Raw genomic sequence first — 22,516 nt, forward strand, 5'->3', positions numbered from 1 at the left:
ACGGCAGCGGCGGCCGCGCCGGCGCGCAGCGGCGATGACGGTCTACGTCGACGACGCGGTGACGCTATGGCGCGGGCAGCGCTGGGCGCACCTGATGGCCGACACGCTGGAGGAGTTGCACGCCTTCGCCGCGCGCCTGGGCATCCCGCGGCGCGCATTCCAGGACAAGACCAGCGGCGCGCACTACGACGTCACCGCGCCGCTGCGCGAACAGGCGATCGCGCTGGGCGCGATGGCGATCTCGCGCCACCGCGACCGGGCATTGATGCGCGAGGTGATCGCCCGGGCACGCGCGCAGGGGCGGCGCGAAGCGCACTGACCGCGGAAGCTCCGCACGCATCCGGAGCGGGATTGCGGACGCGGCCATGGCCGCGATTGCCCTGCAGCACGACATCGCAGCCGTTGCCGCTCCAGCATGGCAACCTTCCGGTCAGGCGCAGCGGAAGATCGGATCGACGTGGCCGTCGACGTAATGCAGTTCGCTGCCGTAGCCGCTGCTGTTGCCGTAGCCGATGCCGAAATCGCGCTCACGGTGCAAGTGGCGCGGCGGTTGCCCGGTCGGCTCGCGCGGGGATTCGGGGCGTGTCGTACGGTCTTGGGGGACGGGGTTTTCGGAAATCGGAATGCGGGCGTTCATGGTGGGGGAACTCCATGGAGGAGGAGCGTGTCCAGCCTGCGCCAACCTCGCCGATCCGGCGCGTGCCAGGCGTCATGTCACGATCGTCATGGGTCCGGCGAGCGCGCACATCGCAGATCGCATGCGCGCTCGCGGCGATCCTTCCGCACACGTGTTCAGGCAACGCAGCCAGCGAACTTGGTGGCGGCGCAGGCCGCGACGGATCGGTGGCCGCCATCGCCGCTCGCTGGGAGGAAGCAGGAGCTGCGTTTATCCTTCCCGCATCGCGGCGCACCCGCCGCACGGAGACCCCGCCATGAGCGACACCCCGCCCGACCGCCTGTCCAGCGACCCGCGCAGCCGCTTCCACGACGCCGCCGCGCTCGAACGCGGCATCGGGGTGCGCTTCAACGGCGAGGAAAAGACCAACGTCGAGGAATACTGCGTCAGCGAGGGCTGGGTGCGGCTGCCGTTCGGCAAGACGCTGGACCGTCGAGGCAATCCGATGACGGTCAAGGTCAAGGGCGTTGTCGAGCCCTGGTTCAAGGACGCCGGCTAAGACGCAGCCACCGCCGCGATCGTCACTGACGCTCGAGCAGCACCCGCAACACCGTGAGCGTCGTCACCGCGTCGATGCTCCGGAACCCGACGATGCGCTCGCGCAGGTCGGCCAGCTGCGACGCGGTCTGCGTGCGTACCAGCACCATCAGGTCGGTTTCGCCCGCCACGCTGTAGCAGCTCTGCACCTGCGGAAGGCCGGCCAGCAGCGGCATCACGTCGTCGCAGCTGAAGCCCTCGGCGTGGCGCAGCAGCAGCCAGGCCTGCAGGGCTTCCTCCCTGCCCAGGCGCACGGTGTATTGGGCGATCGCGCCGGAGGACTCCAGGCGGTGCAGCCGCTCCTGCACCGTGCTGCGCGAAAGCCCGACCGCCTTGGCCAGCGCCACCACCGGCAGGCGCGCGTTGTCCTGGAGCATGGCGATCAGCCGATGGTCGATGTCGTCGAGTTGCTTCATGCGATCACCATGCCGGCCCGGTCCGGCATTCTGCCGGGTTGAGACCGGCACGAGCCAGCGCGACAGTGGCCGCCCGCCAGATGAGGCCCCCGCGATGACGCCCGATCTCCGCTCCCTGCGCCTGGACGCCACGACCGTGTTGCTGCCGATCGATATCCAGCGCGGCTTCGACTACCCGCCGTGGGGTCCGCGCGACAACCCCGACATGGACGACAATGGTCGCCGCCTGCTCGCTGCCTGGCGCGCCAGCGGTCGTCCGCTGATCCATGTCCGCCACGATTCGGTGCACGCAGGTTTGTCGCTGCACCCCGCGCATCCGGGCAATGCGTTCCGCGACGGCTTCGATCCGCTGCCGGGCGAAGCGGTGCTGCCCAAGTCGGTCAATGCCGCCTTCATCGGCACCGACCTCGACCTGCGCCTGCGCCGGCTCGAGGTGCGCAGCGTGGTCCTGTTCGGCATCAGCACCGACATGTGCGTCTCGACCACGGCGCGCGTCGCCGCGAACCTGGGCTACCGCACGATCGTGGTCGGTGACGCCTGCCAGTGCTTCGACCTGCCCGACGGCAACGGCAAACCCATTCCCGCCGCCGAGATCGCCCGCGCCCACCTGGCGACGCTGCGCGCGGAGTTCGCCGAGGTCGTCGACACCGATGCCGTGGTCGCGGCGCTGCAGCGCCACGACGCCTAGCTCTTGAGCTTCCAGCCGGTGCGGAAGATCCACCACACCGCGACCAGGCACAGCGCGAGGAAGGCCAGGATCGCCACCGCGCTGATCGCCACGTTGACGTCCGACACGCCGTAGAAGCTCCAGCGGAAGCCGCTGATCAGGTACACGACCGGGTTGAACAGCGTGATCTTCTGCCACACCGGCGGCAGCATCGAGATCGAATAGAACGCGCCGCCGAGGAACGTCAGCGGCGTGACCACCATCAGCGGCACCACCTGCAGCTTCTGGAAGTCGTCGGCCCACAGCCCGATGATGAAGCCGAACAGGCTGAAGCTGACCGCGGTGAGCACGAGGAAGGCCACCATCCACACCGGATGCGCGATCTCGTACGGCACGAACAGGCGCGCGGTGACGAGGATCAGCAGCCCCAGGATCACCGACTTGGTGCTCGCCGCGCCGACGTAGCCGATGACCACCTCGACAAACGACACCGGCGCCGACAGCAGTTCGTAGATCGTGCCGGACCACTTGGGCATGTAGATGCCGAACGAGGCGTTGGAGATGCTCTCGTTGAGCAGCGACAGCATGATCAGGCCGGGGATGATGAAGGCGCCATAGCCCACGCCGTCGATGTCGCCCATGCGCGAGCCGATCGCCGCGCCGAACACCACGAAGTACAGCGAGGTCGACAGCACCGGCGAGGCGATCGACTGGGTGATGGTGCGGAAGGTGCGCGCCATCTCGAACTTGTAGATCGCGCGGATGGCGTACCAGTTCAGGCTCATTGCCCGTCTCCCCGCCGGCTTTCGTCGCTCTCGGGCGAAGATCCGTCCTGCCCCGCTGGAAGCCCATTGCTGGCCCCGGAAGCGGCGGGCTTCAGCGCGGGGGCGTTGGCGGGGTTCCCGTGCACCAGGCTGACGAAGATCTCTTCCAGCGAACTCTCGCTCGAATGCAGGTCCTTGAAGTCGATGCCGTGCGCGGCCAGCTGCCGCAGCAGCGCGGCGATGCCGGTCTCGTCGGTCTGGGTGTCGAAGGTGTAGACCAGCGACTGCCGGTCTTCGGACAACTCCAGCGGCAGCGCGGACAGCTCGCCGGGGATGCGTTCCAGCGGCGCCTGCAGGGTCAGCGTCAGCTGCTTCTTGCCGAGCTTGCGCATCAGCACATCCTTGTCCTCCACCACCACCAGTTCGCCCTTGTTGATCACCCCGATGCGGTCGGCCATGTCCTCGGCCTCCTCGATGTAATGCGTGGTCAGGATCACGGTGACGCCGCGCTCGCGCAGGCCGCGCACCATCTGCCACATGTCGTGGCGCAGCTCGACGTCGACGCCCGCGGTGGGCTCGTCGAGGAACAGGATCGACGGTTCGTGCGACAGCGCCTTGGCGATCAGCACGCGCCGCTTCATGCCGCCGGACAGGGCGAGGATCTTGCTGTCTCGCTTGTCCCACAGCGACAGGTCGCGCAGGAGCTTTTCCAGGTACGCGTCGTCGCGCGGCTTGCCGAACAGCCCGCGCGAGAAGCGCACCGTCGCCCACACGCTCTCGAATGCGTCGGTGGACAGCTCCTGCGGCACCAGCCCGATCTTCGCGCGCGCGGCGCGGTAATCGCGGACGATGTCGTGGCCGTCGGCGACCACCCGCCCGCTGCTGGGGTTGACGATCCCGCAGACGATGCTGATCAGCGTGGTCTTGCCGGCGCCGTTGGGCCCGAGCAGGGCGAAGATCTCGCCGCGGCGGATCTCCAGGTCGATCGACTTGAGCGCCTGGAAACCCGAGGCGTAGGTCTTGCCGAGCTGCTCGATCGAGATGATGGGCTGCATGCGGGAACCGGCGGGCGGGGGGACACGAATCCTACCCGAGCGGGCGTGCGACCACTGTCCCACCTGCGGGAAAATCCTGTCCATCCCGCGCGCCCGCCAGCGGGCGCCCATAATGCGGCTCCCCCCATCGCGGAGCGCAGCATGCAGTTCCTGGCCCTGGTCTACATCGACAACGAACTCATCGAAGCGCTGCCCGCCGGCGAGCCCGACGCGATGATGCGTACCTGCCTCGGGCATGCCGACGAGCTCAAGGCCGACGGCAAGCTGGTCGACTTCCAGCAGCTCGAGGACGCGTCGACCGCGAAGTCGGTCCGCATCCGCAGCGGACGCACCAGCGTCGTCGACGGCCCGTTCGCCGAGACCAAGGAGATCCTTGGCGGTTTCAACCTGATCGAGGCCGACAGCATGGACGAGGCGGTGCAGATCGCATCCCAGTTCCCCTGGGCACGCGTGGGCTGCCTGGAAGTGCGCGCCGTGCGCGACGTTGACGCGGTGCGCCGCCGCGTGGGTGCCTGACGCCCCAAACTGCATCCGGCAGCGCGCCACACCGCACGCCATCGACACCGCGCCTGAACGCGGTAGCCGGCTCCTCAGCCGAGCCTTCGGGCCGAGTCGTGTCGGCTCGCCGCTTGGCTCGACGCTGAGCCCGCATCACGTTCCCTTTCCTTGCCCGGTTCTAGTCTGCAGGGCGCTTTCGTCTTGCCCTCTCCCACCCGCCAAGGCCCGGAGGACTCCATGAAGACCCGACACGTGTTCGTGACCGATACGGTCGCCGACGCCATCGCCGCCGTCGCTGCCGCCCGGCGCAGCGGCATCGGCGAGAACGACATTTCCCTGATCGCCGACTCTGCGATCGAGATGCAGGAGGTACCCGACGAGCTGCGCAACGCGGAGAGCGACTTCATGCCCGCTGCCGCGCGCGGCGCGATGGCGGGCGGTTCGGTCGGCTTGCTCGGCGGACTGGTCGGCGTGGTCGTGCCGCCGATCGGCTTGACCATCGTCGGCGTCGCCGCGACCACGCTGATCGGCGCGGCGGTCGGCAGCTGGGTGACCTCGCTGATCGGATCGATGGTGCCCGACGAAGTCCATCGGCGATTCGAGTCGGAGATCCGCGCCGGGCGCATCCTGCTGGTCGTCGACGAGACCCCTGAGGCGATGGCGGCGGCCGAGGCCGCGCTGCGCGAAGCAGGTGCCGAACAGCTTCCCTACGAGGCGACCAGCGCACTGCAGCGCTGACACGGCGCCGGCGCAGGCAACGCGCGGGCGAGGGTAGTCGCCATGCGCCAGCCGGAAGATTTACACGAAAAAGCGCGACAGGCACTGGCCTGCCGCGCTTCGATGTCATGCCCGCGACGTGGCGGTGCGGTCAGTCCTTTTCCTTGCCCATGACCTCACCGCTGGTCGGATCGATCTTCAGTTCGACGTCCTTGCCCGCCGGATCGTCCGCTTCGGCGTTCCAGATGCCGTCCTCGTAGTCGACGTCATGGACATTGGTGTAGCCAGCAGTCGCCAACTTGGCGCGCACGTCGGCTTCGGTCAGGTTGGCGACCAGCTCGTCCGGGCGGATCGTGCCGGTCTTGGCGTCGATCCGCACGTCGACCCGGTTACCGTCGGCGCTGCGGGCGTCTGCCTTCCACACGCCGTCCTCGAACTTGACGTCGTTGACCTTGGTGTATCCCTGGGACTCGAGCTTGGCCCTGACCTGGGCTTCGGTCATGCCGTCCTGCGCGAGCGCGAAACCGGTGGCGAATACCAGCGCAATGCCGAGTAGCGATGCATGCTTCATGTCGTTGGCTCCTGTGGGGGATTGCAGTCTTGGCGGCGTTGCGGCAACCGCAGGTGAAGCGCCGTCGCCGCGGTCACGTGGCGTTCCGCGTCGTGGACACGGGATGAAGGCAGGTCGGATTTCCCCGACCCGCGCTGGCGCAGGTTCGGTTGTCCAAAGCCGCCACCGACCGACTGCGCGCCGTCGCTCGAGGGCCTAGCGTGGTGTTCCGCACCAGATGACCAGATCCAGGGAACTCCATGCGCCTGCTTTGCCTGCTGTTGCTCGTGCTGCCGTGGCTTGCGCCCTCGCCGCTGCCGGCTGCCCCGCCCGCGCCGCCGGCGCTGATGCTGGCGACCCCGTACGAATCGGGCATCGACACCCGCGACTACTACGTCAGCGAAAAGCTCGACGGCGTGCGCGGGCGCTGGGATGGCCACGCGCTGTGGACCCGCGGCGGCCAGCGCGTGCACGCCCCGGCTTGGTTCACCCGGGGCTGGCCAGCGCAGGCCATGGACGGGGAACTGTGGATCGGGCGCGGACGCTTCGAAGACGCCAGCGGCATCGTGCGCGCCGCGCGCCCCGACGACCGCGACTGGCGGCGGATGCGCTTCATGGTCTTCGACCTGCCGGACGATCCCGGCCGCTTCGAATCGCGCGTCGCGCACATGCGCCGCGTGCTCGGCGCGGCGGGCATCGCATGGCTGCGGCCGGTGGCGCAATCCCGCGGCCATGACCCCACCGCGCTCGACGCGCGACTGGCGGCGGTGGTCGCCGGCGGCGGCGAAGGCCTGGTGCTGCACCACCGCGACGCGCACTACCGGGCCGGCCGCAGCGACGACCTGCTCAAGTACAAGCCCTACGATGATGCCGAGGCGCGGGTGGTCGCGCACACGCCCGGCAAGGGCAAGTACCGCGGCATGCTGGGCGCGCTGGTGGTCGAGCGGGAGGACGGGCTGCGCTTCCGCATCGGCTCGGGCTTCAGCGACGCCCAGCGCGCCGCGCCGCCGCCGGTCGGCAGCTTCGTAACCTATCGCTACAACGGCCTGTCGGCCAGGGGCGTGCCGCGCTTTGCGCGCTTCCTGCACGTGCGCCACGAGATGCCGCCACCCGATCCGCGCTGAACACCGGACCGGGAGATGCCGGCCACGCGAATGCCGCTGTCGCAGCGGTCACGGCCGCGACTTCCGTCGGTCTCGGCCATGGGTGATGCCCGCCGATTGCCTGCCACGCCCACACCGGATGGGCGGCGCGCGCGCTTTCGCACGCGCGCGCGGGATACGCGATCATGGCGCCATCCCCCGCTTCCGATGTCCATGACGATCGCACGCTATCGCTTCGGCGACTACGTCCTCGACCTGCCCAAGCATGAGCTGCGCCGCGATGGCGTTGCCGTTGCGCTGCCGGCGCGCGTGTTCGAGTGCCTGTGCTGCCTGATCGAACACCGCGATCGCGCGGTGAGCCGCGACGAGCTGGTGCAGTCGGTGTTCGGCCGGCTCAACGTGTCCGACGCACAGCTGGCGCAGGTGGTGCTGCGCAGCCGGCGTGCGATCGGCGACGACGGCCAGGAACAGCATTCGATCCGCACGGTGCCGCGCTTCGGATTTCGCTGGCTGCCGCCGGTCGTGATCGAAAGCGACGAGGGGCCAGCCAGCGAGCCCCTGTCCGAACCAATCCGCCGCGACGATCCCGGAACCGACCGGCTGCCCTCGCCGCCCTCGCTGCCCGCGGTGCTCTCCGAAATGGCCGGGAGCCCGCCCGGGCAAGCGCTGTCGCCGGCCAGCCAGGCGCATGCGACGGACGCGATGGATGCAGCGCGTGCACCGCCACCAGGCGCCAGCCTCGCGGCGACGGCCGCCGTCGTCGCGCCGCGCAGGCGCCCGTCGCGCCGCGCCGGCTGGATCGCGGCGGCCTGCGCCTGCCTGGCGATCACGGCGGCCGCGTGGCTGCTGCACGAGCCGGCCCAGTCGCGCGCGGTCGTCGCCAGGGCCGACGTTGCGGCGACGCCGCCCGCGATCATGGTGCTGCCCACCGAACTGCACGACCCGGGCGATGCGAGCTGGGCGCGCCTGGGCCTGATGGATTTCATCGGCGACCGCCTGCACCGCGGCGGCCTGCCTGTGTTGCCCAGCGAGACGACGCTGGGCGTGCTGCACCAGCGGCCTGGTAGCGATCCGCCCCAGTTGCGTCGCGCGACGCGGGCGAAGTGGATCGTCAGCAGCCACGTCGCCCGCGAGGCCGGCGGCTGGGAAGTGCGGCTGCAGGCCAGCGACGGGACCGGCACCGGACACAACGCCACTGCCCGCGACGGCGACTTGCTGGAGGCCGCGCGCCAGGCGTCCGGTCGCCTCGTCGCCGCGCTGGGCGGCCACGCGATCGCCGGCGACGGCGAGGACCCGCCCGCCCTGGCCGAGCGCCTGCAGCGTGCGCGGGCGGCGATGCTCGCCAACCAGATCGAGACCGCGCGCGAGATCCTGCTCGCCGCGCCCGAGCTGCAGCGCACCCGGCCGCGCCTGCGCTATCAGCTGGCGCGCGTGGATTTCCGCGCCGGCCAGTACCAGCGCGGACTGGCCACGCTCGACGCGCTGCTGTCGGGCGATGACGCCAACCGCGACCCGCGTTTCCGCGTGCAGCTGCTCAACGCCCGCGGCGCGATGCTGATCCGGCTCGATCGCCCCGACGACGCGCGGCGCAGCTACGACGCGGCCATCGCCGCCATCGGCGACCGCGCGCAGCCGACCGAGCTGGGGGTCGCCCTGAGCGGTCGCGCCGTGGCCCATGCGCTGCAGCAGCGCTTCGACCGGGCGCTGTCGGACTTCGGCCTGGCGCGCATGCAGCTGGCCAGCGCCGGCGACACCCTGGCCGTGGCCCGGGTGGACGCCAACCTCGGCGTGCTCGAGGTCGACCGCGGGCACCCGGCGCAGGCGCTGCCGTACCTGGACCGCGCGGCGCGCGACTTCGACGCGATGGGCGCGATCAACGAACTGTCCACGTTTCGCAACATGCGCGTGGTCGCGCTGCTGCAGCTGCTGCGGCGCGACGAGGCGATGGCCGAGAGCGACCGCGCCTGGGCGCTGCTGCCGAAACTGCGTGCCCCCAGCCAGCGCGCGGACGTGGTGCTGACCCGCGCCGAAGCGCTGATCGGGGCGGGCCGCCTGCTCGAGGCCGGCCGCCTGCTGGCGATGCCGGAAGCCGCGCAGGCCCAACCCGGCGAACGCGGCCGGCGCGAGCTGCTGCTGGTCGAACTGGCCCTGCAGGGCGGCGCCCCCGCGCGCGCCGTGGCCGTGGCCGATGCGGCGCTGCGCGCCTGGCCAGCCCAGGACGGGCCCGCGCGGAACGCACCGGTCCCCGGCGATCCACGTCGCCGGGCCTGGCTGCGGCTGCGCCGCGAACAGGCCGCGCTGGCGGCGGACCTGCCGGTCTCGGCGTCCGCCGATGCCGTGCTCGGCGACACCCTGCCCGACCTGCTGGTCCGCGCCATCGCCCGGCGCGCGGCGGGCGACGGAACCGCGGCCGATGCCGGCTATCGCGCCGCGCTGGGGCTGGCCGAGCAGCGCGGCATCCCGGCCGAGATCGCCGCCGTGGTGGTCGCGCACGGCGGCTGGCTGCTCGAGCGCGGCCGCAGCGACGAGGCCAGCGCGCTGGTCGGCCGCGCCGCCCCCTGGGCGGGGCAGGACTTCGACCTCGCCGCGCTGCAGGCGCACCTGTTGCGCCACCTGGACCAGGGCCCGCAGTCGCAGGCGGCCGAAGCGCGGGCCAGGACACTGGCCGGCGAACGCGACCTGCCTGCCGACCCGGGAACCGCGACCCGGTTCGCACCCGCGCCGCGGCGATAGCGCCGATCCTGGCTTACCGGCTCCCGCCATGCCGTCGTTCCGGGCCCGGTCATGCGTTCGTCAAGCAATCGTCACCCCCTTGGAATGACCGCGGACGCGCGTCCGCCCAAGTTCCGGAAGCTGCGCGAACGCCATGCAGGCGGCCGCGCCGCGGGGAGTCCGCTCCCGCACTCGCATCCCGGCGTCCCCCGCCCCCGGGATGCGCCCGCCCTTCCACCGCCGTGATGCCCTTCGTCGCGGCACGTCCCCCTGCTTCAAGGAGCAAACGCACCATGGCCATCAAGCTGCTCGCCAGCGCCCTCGCCGCCGCCATCGCCCTGACCGCCCCTCCTGCCGCGACGGCCGCCGACCAGGCACCGCTGTCGCTGTCCCTGCTGCGCGGCGGCAGCGTGGCCGCCGATCCGGCCGTTTCCGGCGACCGCGTCTACATCCCCACCGGCCGCGTGATCGCGACCTGGAGCTATGCCGATCCGGACGCCCCGATCCGCGTCGCCACCAGCGCCCCGGCCGACGGGCCGATCAACGGCCTGGCCCGCCGCGGCGACTATCTCTACGCCAGCTGGCGCGGCTATGACGGCAGCGCCGGCGTGGCGACCTGGTCGCTGGCCGATCCCGACCATCCGGAACTGATCGACCAGACCGAGGACTACCTCGACGCCGAGGACAAGATGCTGCAGGGCCTGGCGATCGCCAACGACCACTTGTACCTGTTCGACAACAACTACGGCGTGTTCGTCTCCGACCTGGCCGATCCGGCCGCACCGGCGTTCGCCGCTACCACCATCACCAGCGCCGGGCAGTACAGCAAGATCACCGGCAGCGGCAACTCGATCTTCGCCACGGGCCGCAACTGGTTCGGCAACACCGTGCTCGACGTCTTCGACGCCAGCGCACCCGAGCTGCCGGTGCTGGCGGCCAGCAACGCGGTCGACGGACTGGACAACTTCAGCCTCACCGCGGAGCCGGGCTTCGTGCTCGGCGCCGGCAACCAGCTCACCCTGTACGACCTCAATGCCACCGGCCAGCTGACCAAGCGCGGCTGGCTCGACATCCCGGCTGCCTTCATCGGCGTGCACGCCGGCGACTACGCCTATACGTTCGGTTACGGCCAGGGGCTGGACGTGTGGAACATCGCCGACATCGACGCACCCACGGCATCGGGCCACGTCGAGCTCGACGTGTTTTCCGCGCGCCGCGCCGTGCGGGCGGGCAACACCCTGCTGGTGCCGACCGAAACCGACCTGCTGCAGGCCATCGACGTCTCGGCGCCGCAGCAGCCGCAGCGCGTCTCGACCTCGTGGCTTCCCGGCGGCGGCGCGAAGGACATCGCGATCCACGGCGGTCGCGTAGTGCTGCTGCAGCCCAACTACGGCCTGACGGTCAACGACGCGCAAACGCTGGCGCCCACCGCCCGCTTCGAAGCCAACCTGCCCAAGAGCCTGGAGCAGCGCAGCTTCGAGGAGGTCGCGATGTCGGGCGACATCGCCTGGCTCGCCGCCTGGGGCTACGGCCTGATCGGGGTGGACCTGTCCGACCCGGCCGCGCCCACGCAGGTCGGCAGCGTGGAGTTCCCGTTCGCCGCCGTGCTCGACGTCGCCGGCCAGTACGCCTACGTGGCCAAGTGGACCAACGGCGGCCTGCTCGGCGTCGCCGACATCTCCGACCCGGCCGCGCCGACGCTGGTGTGGCAGGGCGGACTGTCGAACCAGCCCTACGCGCTGAAGGTCGACGGCAGCCACGCCTACATCGCCGAAAGCAGCGAATCGGGCACCGCCGGCGACGGCGGCCTGCGGGTGTACGACCTCGCCAACCCAGCCGCGCCGATCGAGGTCGCGCACCTCAACGACGACTGTGGCAACGGCTACGACCTGGCGATCGACGGCGGCGTTTCTCTGCTGTACCTCGCCTGCGGCAGCGGCGTGCAGGTGATCGATATCGCCGATCCGGACGCCCCGGCGGTGGTCGGCCGCTACGACACCGGCGACGACGACCAGTACACCCACGTCGCCCTGCGCGGCGACCGCGCCTGGTTCGCCGACACCGAAGGCCTGCACGAACTCGACATCGCCGACCCGACCCAGCCGACGCGGGTGAAGCTCACGCCGACCGGCCACCAGGGCGTGCAGCGCCTGGCGGCGCTCGACGACGGCCGTCTGTTCGCGCTCGGCGGCAACACGGGCGTGCACGTGTTCGCTCCCGGCGACGACACTGGCCCGGACGCGACGGAGCTGGAGAACAAGGTCCCGGTCGGCGGCCTGTCCGGCAACGCCGGCGAGGAGTTGCTGTTCTCGATCGAGGTGCCGGCGGGCGCCGCGATGCTCAACATCCTGTCCTACGGCGGCAGCGGCGACGTCAGCCTGCTGGCCAAGCGCGGCGGCGTGCCGACGCCGGGCGATGCCGACGCGCGCTCCAACCGCACCGGCAACAGCGAAACCATCCGCATCGCCCACCCGGCCGCGGGCACGTACTACATCAAGGTCACCGGGGTGAAGGCGTTCAGCAGGCTGATGCTGCAGGCGCGGTACTGAGTCGACGGCGCCGGGCGGCATAGCCGCCGCCCGGCGCAATCGCCGCTGCTACCATCGGCGACAGCCGAACGGGCTGTTGCCACGGGTATGCCATGACACGCTTTGCCGCCTCGCTGCTTTCGCTCTCGATCACGCTGGCGCTGTCGCCGGCCCTCGCCGCGTCGCCGGCCGACGCACCGACGTTCGATCCGCAGCGCATCTCGGACATGGTCAAGACCCTGTCTTCGGACGCGTTCGAAGGCCGTGGCCCGGCCACCGCCGGCGAGCAGAAGACCATCGAGTATGTGGTTGCGCAGATGCAGGTCGCGGGGCTGCAGCCCGGCGGCGACCTCGCCGACGGCAAGCGCGCCTGGACCCAGGCCGTACCGTTGCTGCGCGCGCAGATCAGCGGCGAACCGACGCTGTCGGTGGACACCGGTGGCAAGTCGCAGCCGCTGGCGCAGGGCGAGCAGGTCGCGATTCGCGCGGCGATGGACGGCTCGAAGTCGGTGGAGATCACCGACGCGCCGATCGTGTTCGTCGGCTACGGCGTCACCGCGCCGGAACGCGACTGGGACGACTTCAAGGGCGTCGACCTGAAGGGCAAGATCGCGCTGGTCCTGGTCAACGATCCGGACTTTGAAACCGGCGATGGCGATTTCGGCGGCAAGGCGATGACCTACTACGGCCGCTGGACCTACAAGTACGAGGAAGCCGCGCGCCAGGGCGCGACCGGCATGCTGGTGATCCACGAGACCGAGCCGGCGTCGTACGGCTGGGCGACGGTGAAGAATTCCAACACCAACACCATGTTCGACGTGGTGCGCGAGACCCCGTCGGACACGCACCCGCAAATGGAAGGCTGGATCCAGCGCGACTTCGCGGCGCAGCTGTTCAAGGACGCGGGGCTGGATTTCGAAACGCTGAAGAAGCAGGCGCAGTCGCGCGACTTCAAGCCGGTCGAACTCAAGGGCGAGACGTTCTCGGCGAAGTATGCGGTCGACTCGAAGGTCATCACTTCCTACAACATCGTCGGCCGCCTCGAGGGCAGCGAACGACCCGACGAAACCGTGGTCTACAGCGCGCACTGGGACCACCTGGGCGTCGGCGAGCCTGACGCGAAGGGCGACCGCATCTACAACGGCGCGGTCGACAACGCCACCGGCACCGCGGCGCTGATCGAAATGGGACGCGCCTTCGCCCAGGCAGATCGCAAGCCGGAACGCTCGCTGGTGTTCCTCAACGTCACCGCCGAGGAAAAGGGCCTGCTCGGCTCCGAGTATTACGCATCCAGGCCGCTGTACCCGCTGGGCAAGACGGTCGCGGTGATCAACATGGACGCACTCGACCCGCACGGCCCGGCGCGCGACTTCTCCACCTCGGGCAGCGCGAAGCAGGACCTGCTCGACGAGCTGGTCGAGACCGCGAAGCAATGGGACCTGCGCTACGCCACCGACTCCAAGCCCGAGGCGGGCTACTTCTTCCGCTCCGACCATTTCCCGTTCGCCAAGCGCGGCGTGCCGGCGGTCTCGTTCGGTTCGGGCGAGGACCTGGTCGACGGCGGCGTGGCCGCGGGCCGGGCCGCCGCCGAGGAATACACCGCCAACCGCTATCACCAGCCCGCGGATCAATGGGAAGCGGGCTGGACTTTCACCGGCATGGCGCGCGACCTGCAGCTGCTCTACACGGTGGGCAGCGAACTGGCCAACTCCGATCGCTGGCCGAACTGGGATCAGGCGTCCGAGTTCCGCGCCGCGCGCGATGCCACGGCGGGCGATCGCAAGTAGGGCTCCTCGCCGCGTGCCTGGATCTGCCCCTGCCTGCAAAGGCAGGGGCAATCTCGGCGGTCCGCGCACGCCGTCCTAGCGCGCACCTTTCGTCGGCATGAGCAGGGCCTGCAGCCGTGCGGCGTCGGCGATCGAGTGTCCGTGCGCGGTGTTGTCGAACATGATCCAAGGCGTCGTGCGCGGCGGCGCGCAGGCACGCACCGTCGCGGCCAGCCGGGCCAGCGCCGCATCGTCGTAGGCGCTGTAGTACATGCGCGGCGCACCGTGCCACCGCCAGTAGCGCCATGGACCGGATCCTGCGGCGGTGCCGGCGCCCGGCACCGGGGCCGGGTCGGCTGCCACGCGCGCGATCCGATGGCGCGTCCACAGCTTGTCCGCAGCCGCGCCGAACCAGCTCGCATGGCGCGGCTCGCACGCCAACGGCGCCGCGAAACGCCGCCGCAGCATGCCGAAGAACGTCGCCGCGACGCGCGCGTCGAATACCAGGCTCGGTGGCAGCTGCACCAGCACGCCGCCTAGCTTGTTGCCCAGGCCGGCGACCTCGTCGGCGAATCGATCGAGCAGCGCGCCGCTGCCCTGCAGGCGGGCATCGTGTGTGATCGCCTTGGGCAGCTTGACCGAGAAGCGAAAGCCCAACGGCACGCTCGCCGACCAGCGGGCATACGTCGCCTGCCGGTGCGGACGATAGAACGAGGAGTTGATCTCGACCGCGTCGAAACGCGTGGCATAGCGCGCAAGCGCGCTGTCGCCCTCGCCGAACAGGCGCGCATGCGCGGAGGGGATCGACCAGCCGGCGCAGCCGATGCGCGGCGTGTGCGGGGAACGGGTGGGAGGGGGCATCGGCGCGGTGACGGGGCGGGACCGGAGTGTCGCCGGCCCATGCACGGGCGGGCGTGAAGGATCCCCCCGTGCCGCCCATCCGGCAAGCCGCTCCGGCCCCTACGCCGCGGTGCTGAATACGCGCGTGTTAGTGCCCGTTCACGGGCCCGTGCGCATGCGCTAACGCGCGTCGCCGTAGCTTGGTGACACTTCCATCGAGGATCTTTCCATGGCCACCAACAAGCACGCGCGCGACCGCGTCGAGACCGGCCACACCAGGCCCCCGCCCGGCAACGACCGCGTGACCGACGAGAGCCACGCACTGCGTGCGGGCAAGGACGGCCCCAGCCAGCGCAAGCAGGTCGTGCACCGCGAACAGCCGACGCGCGACGCGGGTAGCGATGATCGGCGCAGCGGCAGCGAGAGCGGCAAACCCTGAATGCTTCAGTTGCATCCGCCGGATCCCCACGGCGCGCTCGCAACTTCGGACGTCGCCTTCGCATGGCCGTGACGCCGCGCGCACGCGGCTTGAACGTCGACGCTGCCAAGGTGGCCTCCCCCACCAACGAGGAGTAACAAGATGACCAGCGAAGACCGTGACATGAACCGCGACCCGATCAGCGACGCGCCGGGATCGCATCCGGTGGGTGTTGGCATCGGCGGCGTGGGCGGCGCTGCGGCCGGCGCTGCGGTCGGTGCATTGTTCGGACCGATCGGCATGCTGGTCGGGGGCGCCGCTGGCACCCTCGCCGGCGCGGCAGCCGGCAAGGGCGTGGCCGAACGCGTCGATCCCACCGGTGAAACCGAATACTGGCGCAGCGAATACAAGAACCGCCCGTATGTCGACCAGCAGTACGGCTACGACGACTACGCGCCTGCCTATGCCTATGGCGACACCGTGCGTTCGCAATACGCCGGCCGCAGCTGGGATGATTCGCTGGAGAGCGACGTTCGCCAGGGCTGGGAAAGCGCGAAGGCCAAGTCGCGGCTGACGTGGGAGCAGGCCAAGGACGCGGTGCGCGACGCGTTCGATCGCACCGACCGCACGTATCGCACCTACGAGGCGACCGACACCTACTACCGCGACCAGCATCGCAACGCCGACTACTACAAGGCGGACTACGATTACGACAAGGACTACCGCCCCGCCTATCGCTATGGCACGTACGCGCGCGGCGCCTACGCTGGACGCGAGTGGGACGACAGCCTCGAGGCGGATCTCGGTCGTCGCTGGGAAAGCTCGAAGGGCGAATCGCGCATGGCCTGGGACGATGCCAAGCACGCCGTCCGCGATGCCTGGCACAACGTCGAGCGTGCGATGCCCGGCGATGCGGACCGCGACGGGCGCTGATCGCGCACCGCTGCATCAGGTTTGATTCGAGACCCCGCTCCGGCGGGGTTTCGCTTGTATCACCCTGGCACCTGTCGTCGCGCGCGCTGGCGACATCGACGGTTGTGTCACATGCCTGACGGCATCATCACCTCGATGCACGCTTCAGCCCCCGTTCCCGACTGGCCGCTGGTGTTCGAAATCGCCTGGCCCCTGCTCGTCGCGCTGCTGCTCGGCTGGCTGCTGCGACGCGGCCTGCTCGCCGTGACGCGGCGTGCGCGATTGCGCGAGCACGAATCGCTGCGCGCGCGGATCGTCCAGGTCATCTCCATCCCGGCGTCGATCGCGCTGCCGCTGCTGTTCCTGGACGCTGCAGTAGCGACCACGCCCCTGCCGCAGCGCTGGATTGATGGCATCCAGCACGCGATCGCCGTTGCCCTGCTGCTTTGCCTGGCGTGGCTGGGCGTGCGCGCGGTGCGCGCCATCCAGCTGCGCGTGATCCGCGACCATCCGGTCGACGTGGCCGACAACCTGGCGGCGCGGCGCGTGCAGACCCAGACCCGCGTGATCGGCGGCGTCGTGCAGGGTGCGATCGTGCTGGTCGGAGTGGCGCTGGCGCTGATGACCTTCCCCTCGATCCGCCAGCTGGGCGCCACCCTGCTCGCCTCGGCGGGCGTGCTGGGCCTGGTCGCGGGCATCGCCGCCAAGCCGGTGTTCGGCAACCTCATCGCCGGCCTGCAGATCGCGCTGGCGCAGCCGATCCGGCTCGACGACGTGGTCATCGTGCAGGGCGAGTGGGGACGCATCGAGGAGATCACCGCCACCTACGTCGTGGTCCGCATCTGGGACGAGCGGCGCATGGTGGTGCCGCTGCAGTGGTTCATCGAAAACCCGTTCGAGAACTGGACCCGCACCAGCGCGCAGCTGCTCGGCACCACCTTCCTGTGGCTGGACTACCGCACGCCGCTGGCACAGGTGCGCGAGGCGCTGCAGGGCATCTGCAACACCGACGAGCGCTGGGATGGCCGCGTCTGCGTGGCGCAGGTCACCGACACCAGCGAATCGACCGTGCAGGTGCGCCTGCTGGTCAGCGCGCGCAATTCCGGCGACCTGTTCGACCTGCGCTGCGCGGTGCGCGAGCGGATGATCGACTACCTCAACCGGGCCCACCCGGAGTCGCTGCCGCGGATGCGCATGAGCCTGGACCGCACCGCGCTGCACGATGGCGATGCGCTCCCGCAGCATCGTGCGCTGGACGCGCTGCACGCGGGATCGGCGCAGGTCACCGAGCAGACCGTATCGCCGGGCGCGGAAGACGTGAACGACGCGGACGCGGCCGCCGGGCAGGCCCCGTCGCCCGCGCCTCCGCCGACCTAGCGAACGCATGTCCGCGCCCGCACGCGCAGCCGCCCCCGCGCCGGTCACGCCCGACGGCCGCTACTTCGTGGTCCGCGGGCGCCTGTGGCGCTGCGGCGATCCCGCGCTGCCCGAAGCGACGCGTGCGCGCCTGATGTCCGAACTGATGCAAGCGCGGTCCGCGGTGCGCCGCGCGCTCGCCAATGCCGACCGCGATGCCGAACGCGCCGCCCGGCGCAGGGTCCATGCGGCCAAGCTCGCACTCGGCGAGCGCGGGCGGCCGTGGTGGAGCGACGGGGCGCCGGACTACAACCGCCACCTGGCACGCAACACGCCGTATCGCGACTGGCATGCGTCGCTGCCAGCGTAAGACCGCTGCGTGCCTCAGCCCTCCGCCACCTGCACTTCGGCGCTCCGCGCATCCCGACGCGCCCACGCATAGATCAGCAATCCGGCGATCGCGGTGCCCGCGCCGACGTAGCCGGTCGAGGTCCAGCCGAAGCCGGCGGTGATCGCCATGCCGCCCAGCCACGGCCCCAGCGCATTGGCGGCGTTGAACGCCGAATGGTTGGACGCTGCCGCCAGCGTCTGCGCACGCGCGGCGACCGCCATCAGGTGCGCCTGGAGGATCGTGGCCAACGCGCCCATGGTGCCGACCGCCACCACCACCACCAGCAACGACCACGTCGCGTGCGCGGCCAGCGGGAACGCCAGCAGCACCACCGCCGACCACGCCAGCAGCAACGCCGCAGCGCGGAACTGCAGGCGGTCGTACAGCCAGCCGCCGCCCAGCGTGCCGATGATGCCGCCCGCGCCGAACGCCACCAGGCCGAACGGGATCCACGATTCGGGCAATCCGGTCACTTGGGTCATGGTCGGGGCGAGGTAGCTGAAGACGCAGAACATGCCGGAGAAGCCGATCGCCCCGATCGCCAGCGCCAGCCACACCGGCTTGCGATTGAAATCGCGCAGTTCGCGGACCGGATCCTGGTGCGGCTCGTCGGGATCGGGCGGCAGCGTGCGCGCCACCATCGCCACCGTCAGCAGCGCGATCAGCGCGACCACGCCGAACGCGTAGCGCCACTCCAGCACCTGCCCCAGCCAGGTCGCCAGCGGGTTTCCAACCAGCAGCGCGATCGACAGGCCAAGCATTATCCGGCCCACCGCCTTGCCGCGCTGGTCCGGCCGGCTGATCGACGCCGCCACCAGCGCCGCCACGCCGAAGAAGGCGCCATGCGGCAGTCCGGCGATGAAGCGGAACAGCAGCATCGCCTGGTAGTTCGGCGACAGCGCGCTGGCGATGTTGCCCAGCGCATAGAACGCCATCAGCGCCAGCAGCAGCGCGCGCCGCGACAGGCGCGCGCCGACGATCGCCAGCAGCGGCGCACCCACCACGACGCCCAACGCGTAGGCGCTGATCACGTGCCCGACCTGCGGCTCGGTGACCTCCAGGCCGCGCGCGATCTCCGGCATCAATCCCATGACCGCGAACTCGCTGGTGCCGATCGCGAACCCGCCCGTGCCCAGCGCGAACAGGATCAGCTTGACCGTGCGCGGCGGCAGCTGGCGCGCGGCGGCGGAAGGATTGGGCAACGTCATGGCGCGCATTGTGCATCGCAGCACACGGCGACACCATGACGCGCCTCCCACCCTGGATGACGTGGAGGGCGTGTTTCCTCGCCTTGCCGCGCGCATCGCTCGGCAAGCAAGGACACGCGAAGACAACGCGCTCGGCGGCATGGTGGACGCCTGTCCACGCGGGAGATCGCCATGCCGCTGCGCGCTTTCGGGCTCAATTGCACCCTCAAACCCGGCCCCGAACCTTCATCGACGCAGACGCTGCTCGACCAGGTGCTGCAGGCGCTGGGCAAGCACGGCGTGGAGTCGTCGCACGCGCGCGTCGCCGACTTCGACGTCAAGCCGGGGGTCAAGGCCGACGAAGGCGATGGCGACCAGTGGCCGTCGCTGCGCCAGCGGGTCATGGACGCGCAGATCCTCGTGTTGGCCACGCCGATCTGGATGGGACAACCCTCGAGCATCGCCAAGCGCGTGCTCGAACGCATGGATGCGTTCCTCGGCGAGATCGACGACCAGGGCCGCTATCCGACGTTCGGCAAGGTCGCGGTGGCGGCCGTGGTCGGCAACGAGGACGGGGCGCACCACGTCTGCGCCGAGCTCTACCAGGCGTTGACGGACGTCGGCTTCACCGTGCCGGGCGGCACCCCGCCGTACTGGGTCGGCGAAGCGATGGACAGCACCAACTACATCGACCTCGACCGCACGCCGGACAAGGTCGCCAGCACGATCCGCACGATCGCCAGCCAGGCCGCGCATCTGGCCGGGCTGCTGCACGAGCGGCCGTACCCGGCGCCCGGTCAATGAAGCTCTTGTAGGAGCGGCGGAAGCCGCGAGCTTTTCAATACACGCGCCCGGGGCTCAAAAGCTCGCGGTCAGGGCTGCGCCGCCTCCGCCTCCACGGCCAGCGGCCGCACGATGTCGAGCAGGCTCACCAGCATCTTCCCCGGCTCTTCCCACGGGATCATGTGCGCCGAGCGCTCGAACCACACGCCGCGCTTGTACGGCGCCTGCACGCGCGCCAGCCACTGCGCCGTGGGCTCCGACGGCGTGGTGTAGTCGTGGCGGCCCATGAACATGACCACCGGGATCGGGAATTCACGCACGTCCTTGTAGTCGACCTCGAGGAACTCCGGCAGGATCCGCCCGAGCGTGAACACGTTGCCGTCGTCGATCGCCCTCGCATCCGCGGCGTCGTATTCGGGCGACAGCCGCGCGGCGCCGAAGAAGTATTTCGCCGACCCGTCGCGCCAGGCGCTCATCCCGCCGTAGAACTGCGCCCACTTGCGGGCGATGATGATCCGCTCGCGGGTGATCGGCTGATCGCCCGGATACGGCGCGATCGATTCGAGTTCGGCCACCGCCTCGGCGTTGCCGTGCTCGCGCGCCTGGGCCTGCGCGTATTCGAAGCTGATCCGCTCGTTGTCGCGCACGTTGATCACCTGGCCGATGCCGACGTAGGCGTGGAACAGGTCCGGACGCTCGAGCGCGGCGCCCATGCCGACCACCGTGCCCCAGCTGTGCCCCATCAGGACCACCTTGTCCTTGTGGTAGCGCTTGCGCACGTATTGCGCGACGTCGATCGCATCGTCGATGTAGCGATCGATGTGCAGGGTATCGGCGACCGCGGCCGGATCGTTGGCGAGGAAGGTCTTGCCGGCGCCGCGCTGGTCGTAGTTGACGACCGTGAAGTACTCCTCCAGCGGGCGCTGGAACTCCCAGATCGTCGGCATCAGCGGCGACGCCGGCCCGCCATGGACGAACAGGATCACGGGATTGTCGCGGTCCTGCCCGCGGACGTTGATCCACTGGTCGATGCCACCGATGCGCGCCTTGTACGTCTCCTGGATTCCGTCCGGCGCCACGATCCGCCCGAGGTCGCGCACGACGTCCCGGGCCTTGGCATACGCGTCGTCGCTCAGGGGCTCCTGCGCATGGACGGCCGGGCACAGCGCGGCAAGCAACAGCAGGACAATGGCGGTGATCTTCATGCGAATGGCTCTGTCGATGGGATGCGGGCCGCGCGGACAACGCGCATCGACCCTGTTCACTAACCTAGCAGCCTGCGTCGGGGCGGCACGTGCCATTCGTCCCGCCAACACGTACGCCGCGATGCGTCGCAGGTGGCGGCTGCCGATCGCGTGGCCTTGCGCCACCCGGCGGTGATGGCGTGCAGGCGCGGATGACGCGGCACGCGGTTGCCGGATTCCCTGCCTGGCAGACCGGGCATCCGGGACGATTAATGGTTCAGCCCGCGGGCGCCGGCGGGGCGGTTCTTCGCGTGGACCAAACAGGCGCTCCGCCACACTCGCCTGGACGGCCAGCCCCCGCCGCCGTCCACATCCCGGAGCATCCCATGGCGTCGTCCCCTCTTTCGTTCGATCACCTGCCCTTCGCCACCCCGGCCGAGCGCCAGCACTACGCCACCCACCCGATCCAGGCGCAGATCTGTCGCAACGGACAGATGAAATACATGCGCACGCGCGTGAGCGACCCGAGCGTGGAGTTCGTGATGCCCGATGGCGAGATCGTCGCGCACGATGCCTCCGACGAAACGCGCGCCGGGGCGCCAGCGGGATCGCGCCAGACCCGCTTCTGACGGCGCTTCCCAGTCGAATGGTGTGGGCCGGTGAACAACCACCTCCGCCCGCCCGCTCCGCATCAATCCACGAAGGCCGCCAGCGTGCGTTTGCCGCGCGCGGTCACGGCCAGCGCTCGCGAGCGCTGCTGGCGCAGCAGCCAGCCGTGTTCGAGGTAGTGCGCAAGCAGCGCTGCGCCCAGGGCGCCGGCGAGGTGATGCCTGCGTTCACTCCAGTCCAGGCAGGCGCGGCACAGCGGCCGGCGTGACCGCGCCAGCGCATCGAGGTCGATGCCGACACCTTCGAGGAAGCCGATACCGGCGGCGGTGAGCTGCAGCGCATCGGGTTCGAGCCGGAGGTAGCCGCGGCGCACGAAGCTGTCATGAATGCGCACGCCCCATTCGCCCGCCAGGTGGTCGTAGCAGGCGCGCGCCTGGCGCAGCGCGGGATCGACCGGCCCGGTCCGCACCGGCGCATTGGCGATGCGATGGGCCACGCCCATCAGGCCTTCCAGCATGCCCGCGACGTCTTCGTTGGCGAGGTGGAAGTAGCGATGCCGGCCCTGCTTTTCCACTTCGAGCAGGCCGGCGCCGGTCAGGGCCGCCAGGTGCGCGCTCGCGGTCGGCCGCGCGATGCCGGCGTGGTCGGCAAGTTCGGTGGCCGTCAGCGCACGCCCGGCCATCAGCGCGGCGAGCATGTCGACGCGCGCGCGGTCGCCGATCAGCGCCGCGATGCGATTGAAGCTTGCGGTGGTGTCCATGGCGCGATCCTGCACGTCCGCCGGTACGCGATGCTTCGATCCTGACCGAAGCATCGGCCGCGGGCAAACGCGAACATGGCGTCGTGG

The 22,516-nt window shown here is 70.4% G+C and carries 23 protein-coding genes and 1 pseudogene; 15 read left to right on the plus strand and 9 right to left on the minus strand.

Translation table 11 applies throughout. The annotated features are described in order from the left end of the window. Positions 1-34: 34 nt before the first annotated feature. Complete coding sequence (locus ACFOM9_RS08775; protein ID WP_386709109.1) at positions 35-319, plus strand: DUF4031 domain-containing protein; 285 nt, start codon at positions 35-37, stop codon at positions 317-319. Between the two features lie 111 nt (positions 320-430). On the opposite strand, the gene ACFOM9_RS08780 is transcribed toward ACFOM9_RS08775, so the two are convergent. Beyond that, positions 431-637, minus strand: a complete 207-nt coding sequence (locus tag ACFOM9_RS08780; RefSeq protein WP_386709112.1) for a hypothetical protein — start codon at positions 635-637, stop codon at positions 431-433. 295 nt (positions 638-932) lie between these two features. On the opposite strand from ACFOM9_RS08780, the gene ACFOM9_RS08785 reads away from it, so the two are divergent. Next, positions 933-1,175: a DUF3297 family protein gene (locus ACFOM9_RS08785; RefSeq protein ID WP_386709115.1), complete on the plus strand. Its 243-nt coding sequence runs from the start codon at positions 933-935 to the stop codon at positions 1,173-1,175. A 22-nt stretch (positions 1,176-1,197) separates the two neighbouring features. Here the strand turns inward: ACFOM9_RS08785 and ACFOM9_RS08790 are convergent, their stop codons facing one another. Then, a complete protein-coding gene (locus ACFOM9_RS08790; RefSeq protein ID WP_386709118.1) occupies positions 1,198-1,629 on the minus strand; it encodes an Lrp/AsnC family transcriptional regulator in 432 nt (143 codons plus the stop codon). A gap of 94 nt (positions 1,630-1,723) precedes the next feature. On the opposite strand from ACFOM9_RS08790, the gene ACFOM9_RS08795 reads away from it, so the two are divergent. Beyond that, on the plus strand, positions 1,724-2,317 hold the full coding sequence (locus tag ACFOM9_RS08795) for a cysteine hydrolase family protein (RefSeq protein WP_386709121.1): 594 nt from the start codon (positions 1,724-1,726) through the stop codon (positions 2,315-2,317). Here ACFOM9_RS08795 and ACFOM9_RS08800 read toward each other — a convergent pair. Both ACFOM9_RS08800 and ACFOM9_RS08805 read right to left on the minus strand, forming a co-directional pair. Further along, on the minus strand, positions 2,314-3,075 hold the full coding sequence (locus tag ACFOM9_RS08800) for an ABC transporter permease (protein WP_386710957.1): 762 nt from the start codon (positions 3,073-3,075) through the stop codon (positions 2,314-2,316). The genes ACFOM9_RS08795 and ACFOM9_RS08800 overlap by 4 nt on opposite strands. 122 nt (positions 3,076-3,197) lie before the next feature. Then, positions 3,198-4,115, minus strand: a pseudogene (locus ACFOM9_RS08805) (ABC transporter ATP-binding protein); the annotation flags it as partial. A 141-nt stretch (positions 4,116-4,256) separates the two neighbouring features. On the opposite strand from ACFOM9_RS08805, the gene ACFOM9_RS08810 reads away from it, so the two are divergent. Both ACFOM9_RS08810 and ACFOM9_RS08815 read left to right on the plus strand, forming a co-directional pair. Further along, the gene (locus tag ACFOM9_RS08810; RefSeq protein ID WP_386709124.1) at positions 4,257-4,631 is read left to right on the plus strand and encodes a YciI family protein; all 375 of its coding nucleotides are present in this window, start codon (positions 4,257-4,259) and stop codon (positions 4,629-4,631) included. 219 nt (positions 4,632-4,850) lie between these two features. Continuing rightward, positions 4,851-5,351: a hypothetical protein gene (locus ACFOM9_RS08815; RefSeq protein ID WP_386709127.1), complete on the plus strand. Its 501-nt coding sequence runs from the start codon at positions 4,851-4,853 to the stop codon at positions 5,349-5,351. Positions 5,352-5,481: 130 nt separating this feature from the next. On the opposite strand, the gene ACFOM9_RS08820 is transcribed toward ACFOM9_RS08815, so the two are convergent. Next, positions 5,482-5,901 (minus strand): PepSY domain-containing protein, encoded by a 420-nt coding sequence (locus ACFOM9_RS08820; RefSeq protein WP_386709130.1) that lies wholly within the window; start codon positions 5,899-5,901, stop codon positions 5,482-5,484. A gap of 239 nt (positions 5,902-6,140) precedes the next feature. On the opposite strand from ACFOM9_RS08820, the gene ACFOM9_RS08825 reads away from it, so the two are divergent. The 4 genes from ACFOM9_RS08825 (at position 6,141) to ACFOM9_RS08840 (ending at position 14,010) form a co-directional block, all read left to right on the plus strand. After that, a complete protein-coding gene (locus ACFOM9_RS08825) occupies positions 6,141-7,004 on the plus strand; it encodes a DNA ligase (RefSeq protein ID WP_386709133.1) in 864 nt (287 codons plus the stop codon). Between the two features lie 192 nt (positions 7,005-7,196). Then, positions 7,197-9,716, plus strand: a complete 2,520-nt coding sequence (locus tag ACFOM9_RS08830) for a winged helix-turn-helix domain-containing protein (RefSeq protein WP_386709136.1) — start codon at positions 7,197-7,199, stop codon at positions 9,714-9,716. A 272-nt stretch (positions 9,717-9,988) separates the two neighbouring features. Then, entirely contained in the window at positions 9,989-12,244 is a 2,256-nt protein-coding gene (locus tag ACFOM9_RS08835; RefSeq protein ID WP_386709139.1) for a pre-peptidase C-terminal domain-containing protein, read from the plus strand. 92 nt (positions 12,245-12,336) lie between these two features. After that, the gene (locus ACFOM9_RS08840; protein ID WP_386709142.1) at positions 12,337-14,010 is read left to right on the plus strand and encodes a M28 family metallopeptidase; all 1,674 of its coding nucleotides are present in this window, start codon (positions 12,337-12,339) and stop codon (positions 14,008-14,010) included. A 75-nt stretch (positions 14,011-14,085) separates the two neighbouring features. Here ACFOM9_RS08840 and ACFOM9_RS08845 read toward each other — a convergent pair whose 3' ends face one another. Continuing rightward, a complete protein-coding gene (locus tag ACFOM9_RS08845; RefSeq protein ID WP_386709145.1) occupies positions 14,086-14,850 on the minus strand; it encodes a DUF72 domain-containing protein in 765 nt (254 codons plus the stop codon). A gap of 208 nt (positions 14,851-15,058) precedes the next feature. Here ACFOM9_RS08845 and ACFOM9_RS08850 point away from each other — a divergent pair, with 208 nt between their 5' ends. The 4 genes from ACFOM9_RS08850 (at position 15,059) to ACFOM9_RS08865 (ending at position 17,885) form a co-directional block, all read left to right on the plus strand. Continuing rightward, positions 15,059-15,268, plus strand: a complete 210-nt coding sequence (locus ACFOM9_RS08850; RefSeq protein ID WP_386709148.1) for a hypothetical protein — start codon at positions 15,059-15,061, stop codon at positions 15,266-15,268. Positions 15,269-15,409: 141 nt separating this feature from the next. After that, on the plus strand, positions 15,410-16,180 hold the full coding sequence (locus tag ACFOM9_RS08855; protein ID WP_386709151.1) for a hypothetical protein: 771 nt from the start codon (positions 15,410-15,412) through the stop codon (positions 16,178-16,180). Between the two features lie 111 nt (positions 16,181-16,291). Further along, a complete protein-coding gene (locus ACFOM9_RS08860; RefSeq protein WP_386709154.1) occupies positions 16,292-17,536 on the plus strand; it encodes a mechanosensitive ion channel family protein in 1,245 nt (414 codons plus the stop codon). A gap of 7 nt (positions 17,537-17,543) precedes the next feature. Continuing rightward, entirely contained in the window at positions 17,544-17,885 is a 342-nt protein-coding gene (locus ACFOM9_RS08865) for a hypothetical protein (protein ID WP_386709157.1), read from the plus strand. A 14-nt stretch (positions 17,886-17,899) separates the two neighbouring features. Here ACFOM9_RS08865 and ACFOM9_RS08870 read toward each other — a convergent pair whose 3' ends face one another. Further along, positions 17,900-19,114, minus strand: a complete 1,215-nt coding sequence (locus ACFOM9_RS08870; RefSeq protein ID WP_386709160.1) for an MFS transporter — start codon at positions 19,112-19,114, stop codon at positions 17,900-17,902. 171 nt (positions 19,115-19,285) lie between these two features. On the opposite strand from ACFOM9_RS08870, the gene ACFOM9_RS08875 reads away from it, so the two are divergent. Continuing rightward, positions 19,286-19,897 (plus strand): flavodoxin family protein, encoded by a 612-nt coding sequence (locus tag ACFOM9_RS08875; RefSeq protein ID WP_386709163.1) that lies wholly within the window; start codon positions 19,286-19,288, stop codon positions 19,895-19,897. 68 nt (positions 19,898-19,965) lie between these two features. On the opposite strand, the gene ACFOM9_RS08880 is transcribed toward ACFOM9_RS08875, so the two are convergent. Then, on the minus strand, positions 19,966-21,081 hold the full coding sequence (locus ACFOM9_RS08880) for an alpha/beta hydrolase (RefSeq protein WP_386709166.1): 1,116 nt from the start codon (positions 21,079-21,081) through the stop codon (positions 19,966-19,968). A 365-nt stretch (positions 21,082-21,446) separates the two neighbouring features. Between ACFOM9_RS08880 and ACFOM9_RS08885 the strand changes: the two genes are divergently transcribed. Beyond that, positions 21,447-21,689 (plus strand): hypothetical protein, encoded by a 243-nt coding sequence (locus ACFOM9_RS08885; protein ID WP_386709169.1) that lies wholly within the window; start codon positions 21,447-21,449, stop codon positions 21,687-21,689. A 62-nt stretch (positions 21,690-21,751) separates the two neighbouring features. Here ACFOM9_RS08885 and ACFOM9_RS08890 read toward each other — a convergent pair whose 3' ends face one another. Next, positions 21,752-22,429 carry an ArsR/SmtB family transcription factor gene (locus tag ACFOM9_RS08890; protein WP_386709172.1) on the minus strand — a complete coding sequence of 226 codons (678 nt, stop codon included), beginning with the start codon at positions 22,427-22,429 and terminating at the stop codon, positions 21,752-21,754. Between the last annotated feature and the right edge of the window lie 87 nt (positions 22,430-22,516).

It is taken from the genome of Luteimonas notoginsengisoli (assembly GCF_042648885.1).
Classification (GTDB): Bacteria; Pseudomonadota; Gammaproteobacteria; order Xanthomonadales; family Xanthomonadaceae; genus Luteimonas; species Luteimonas notoginsengisoli.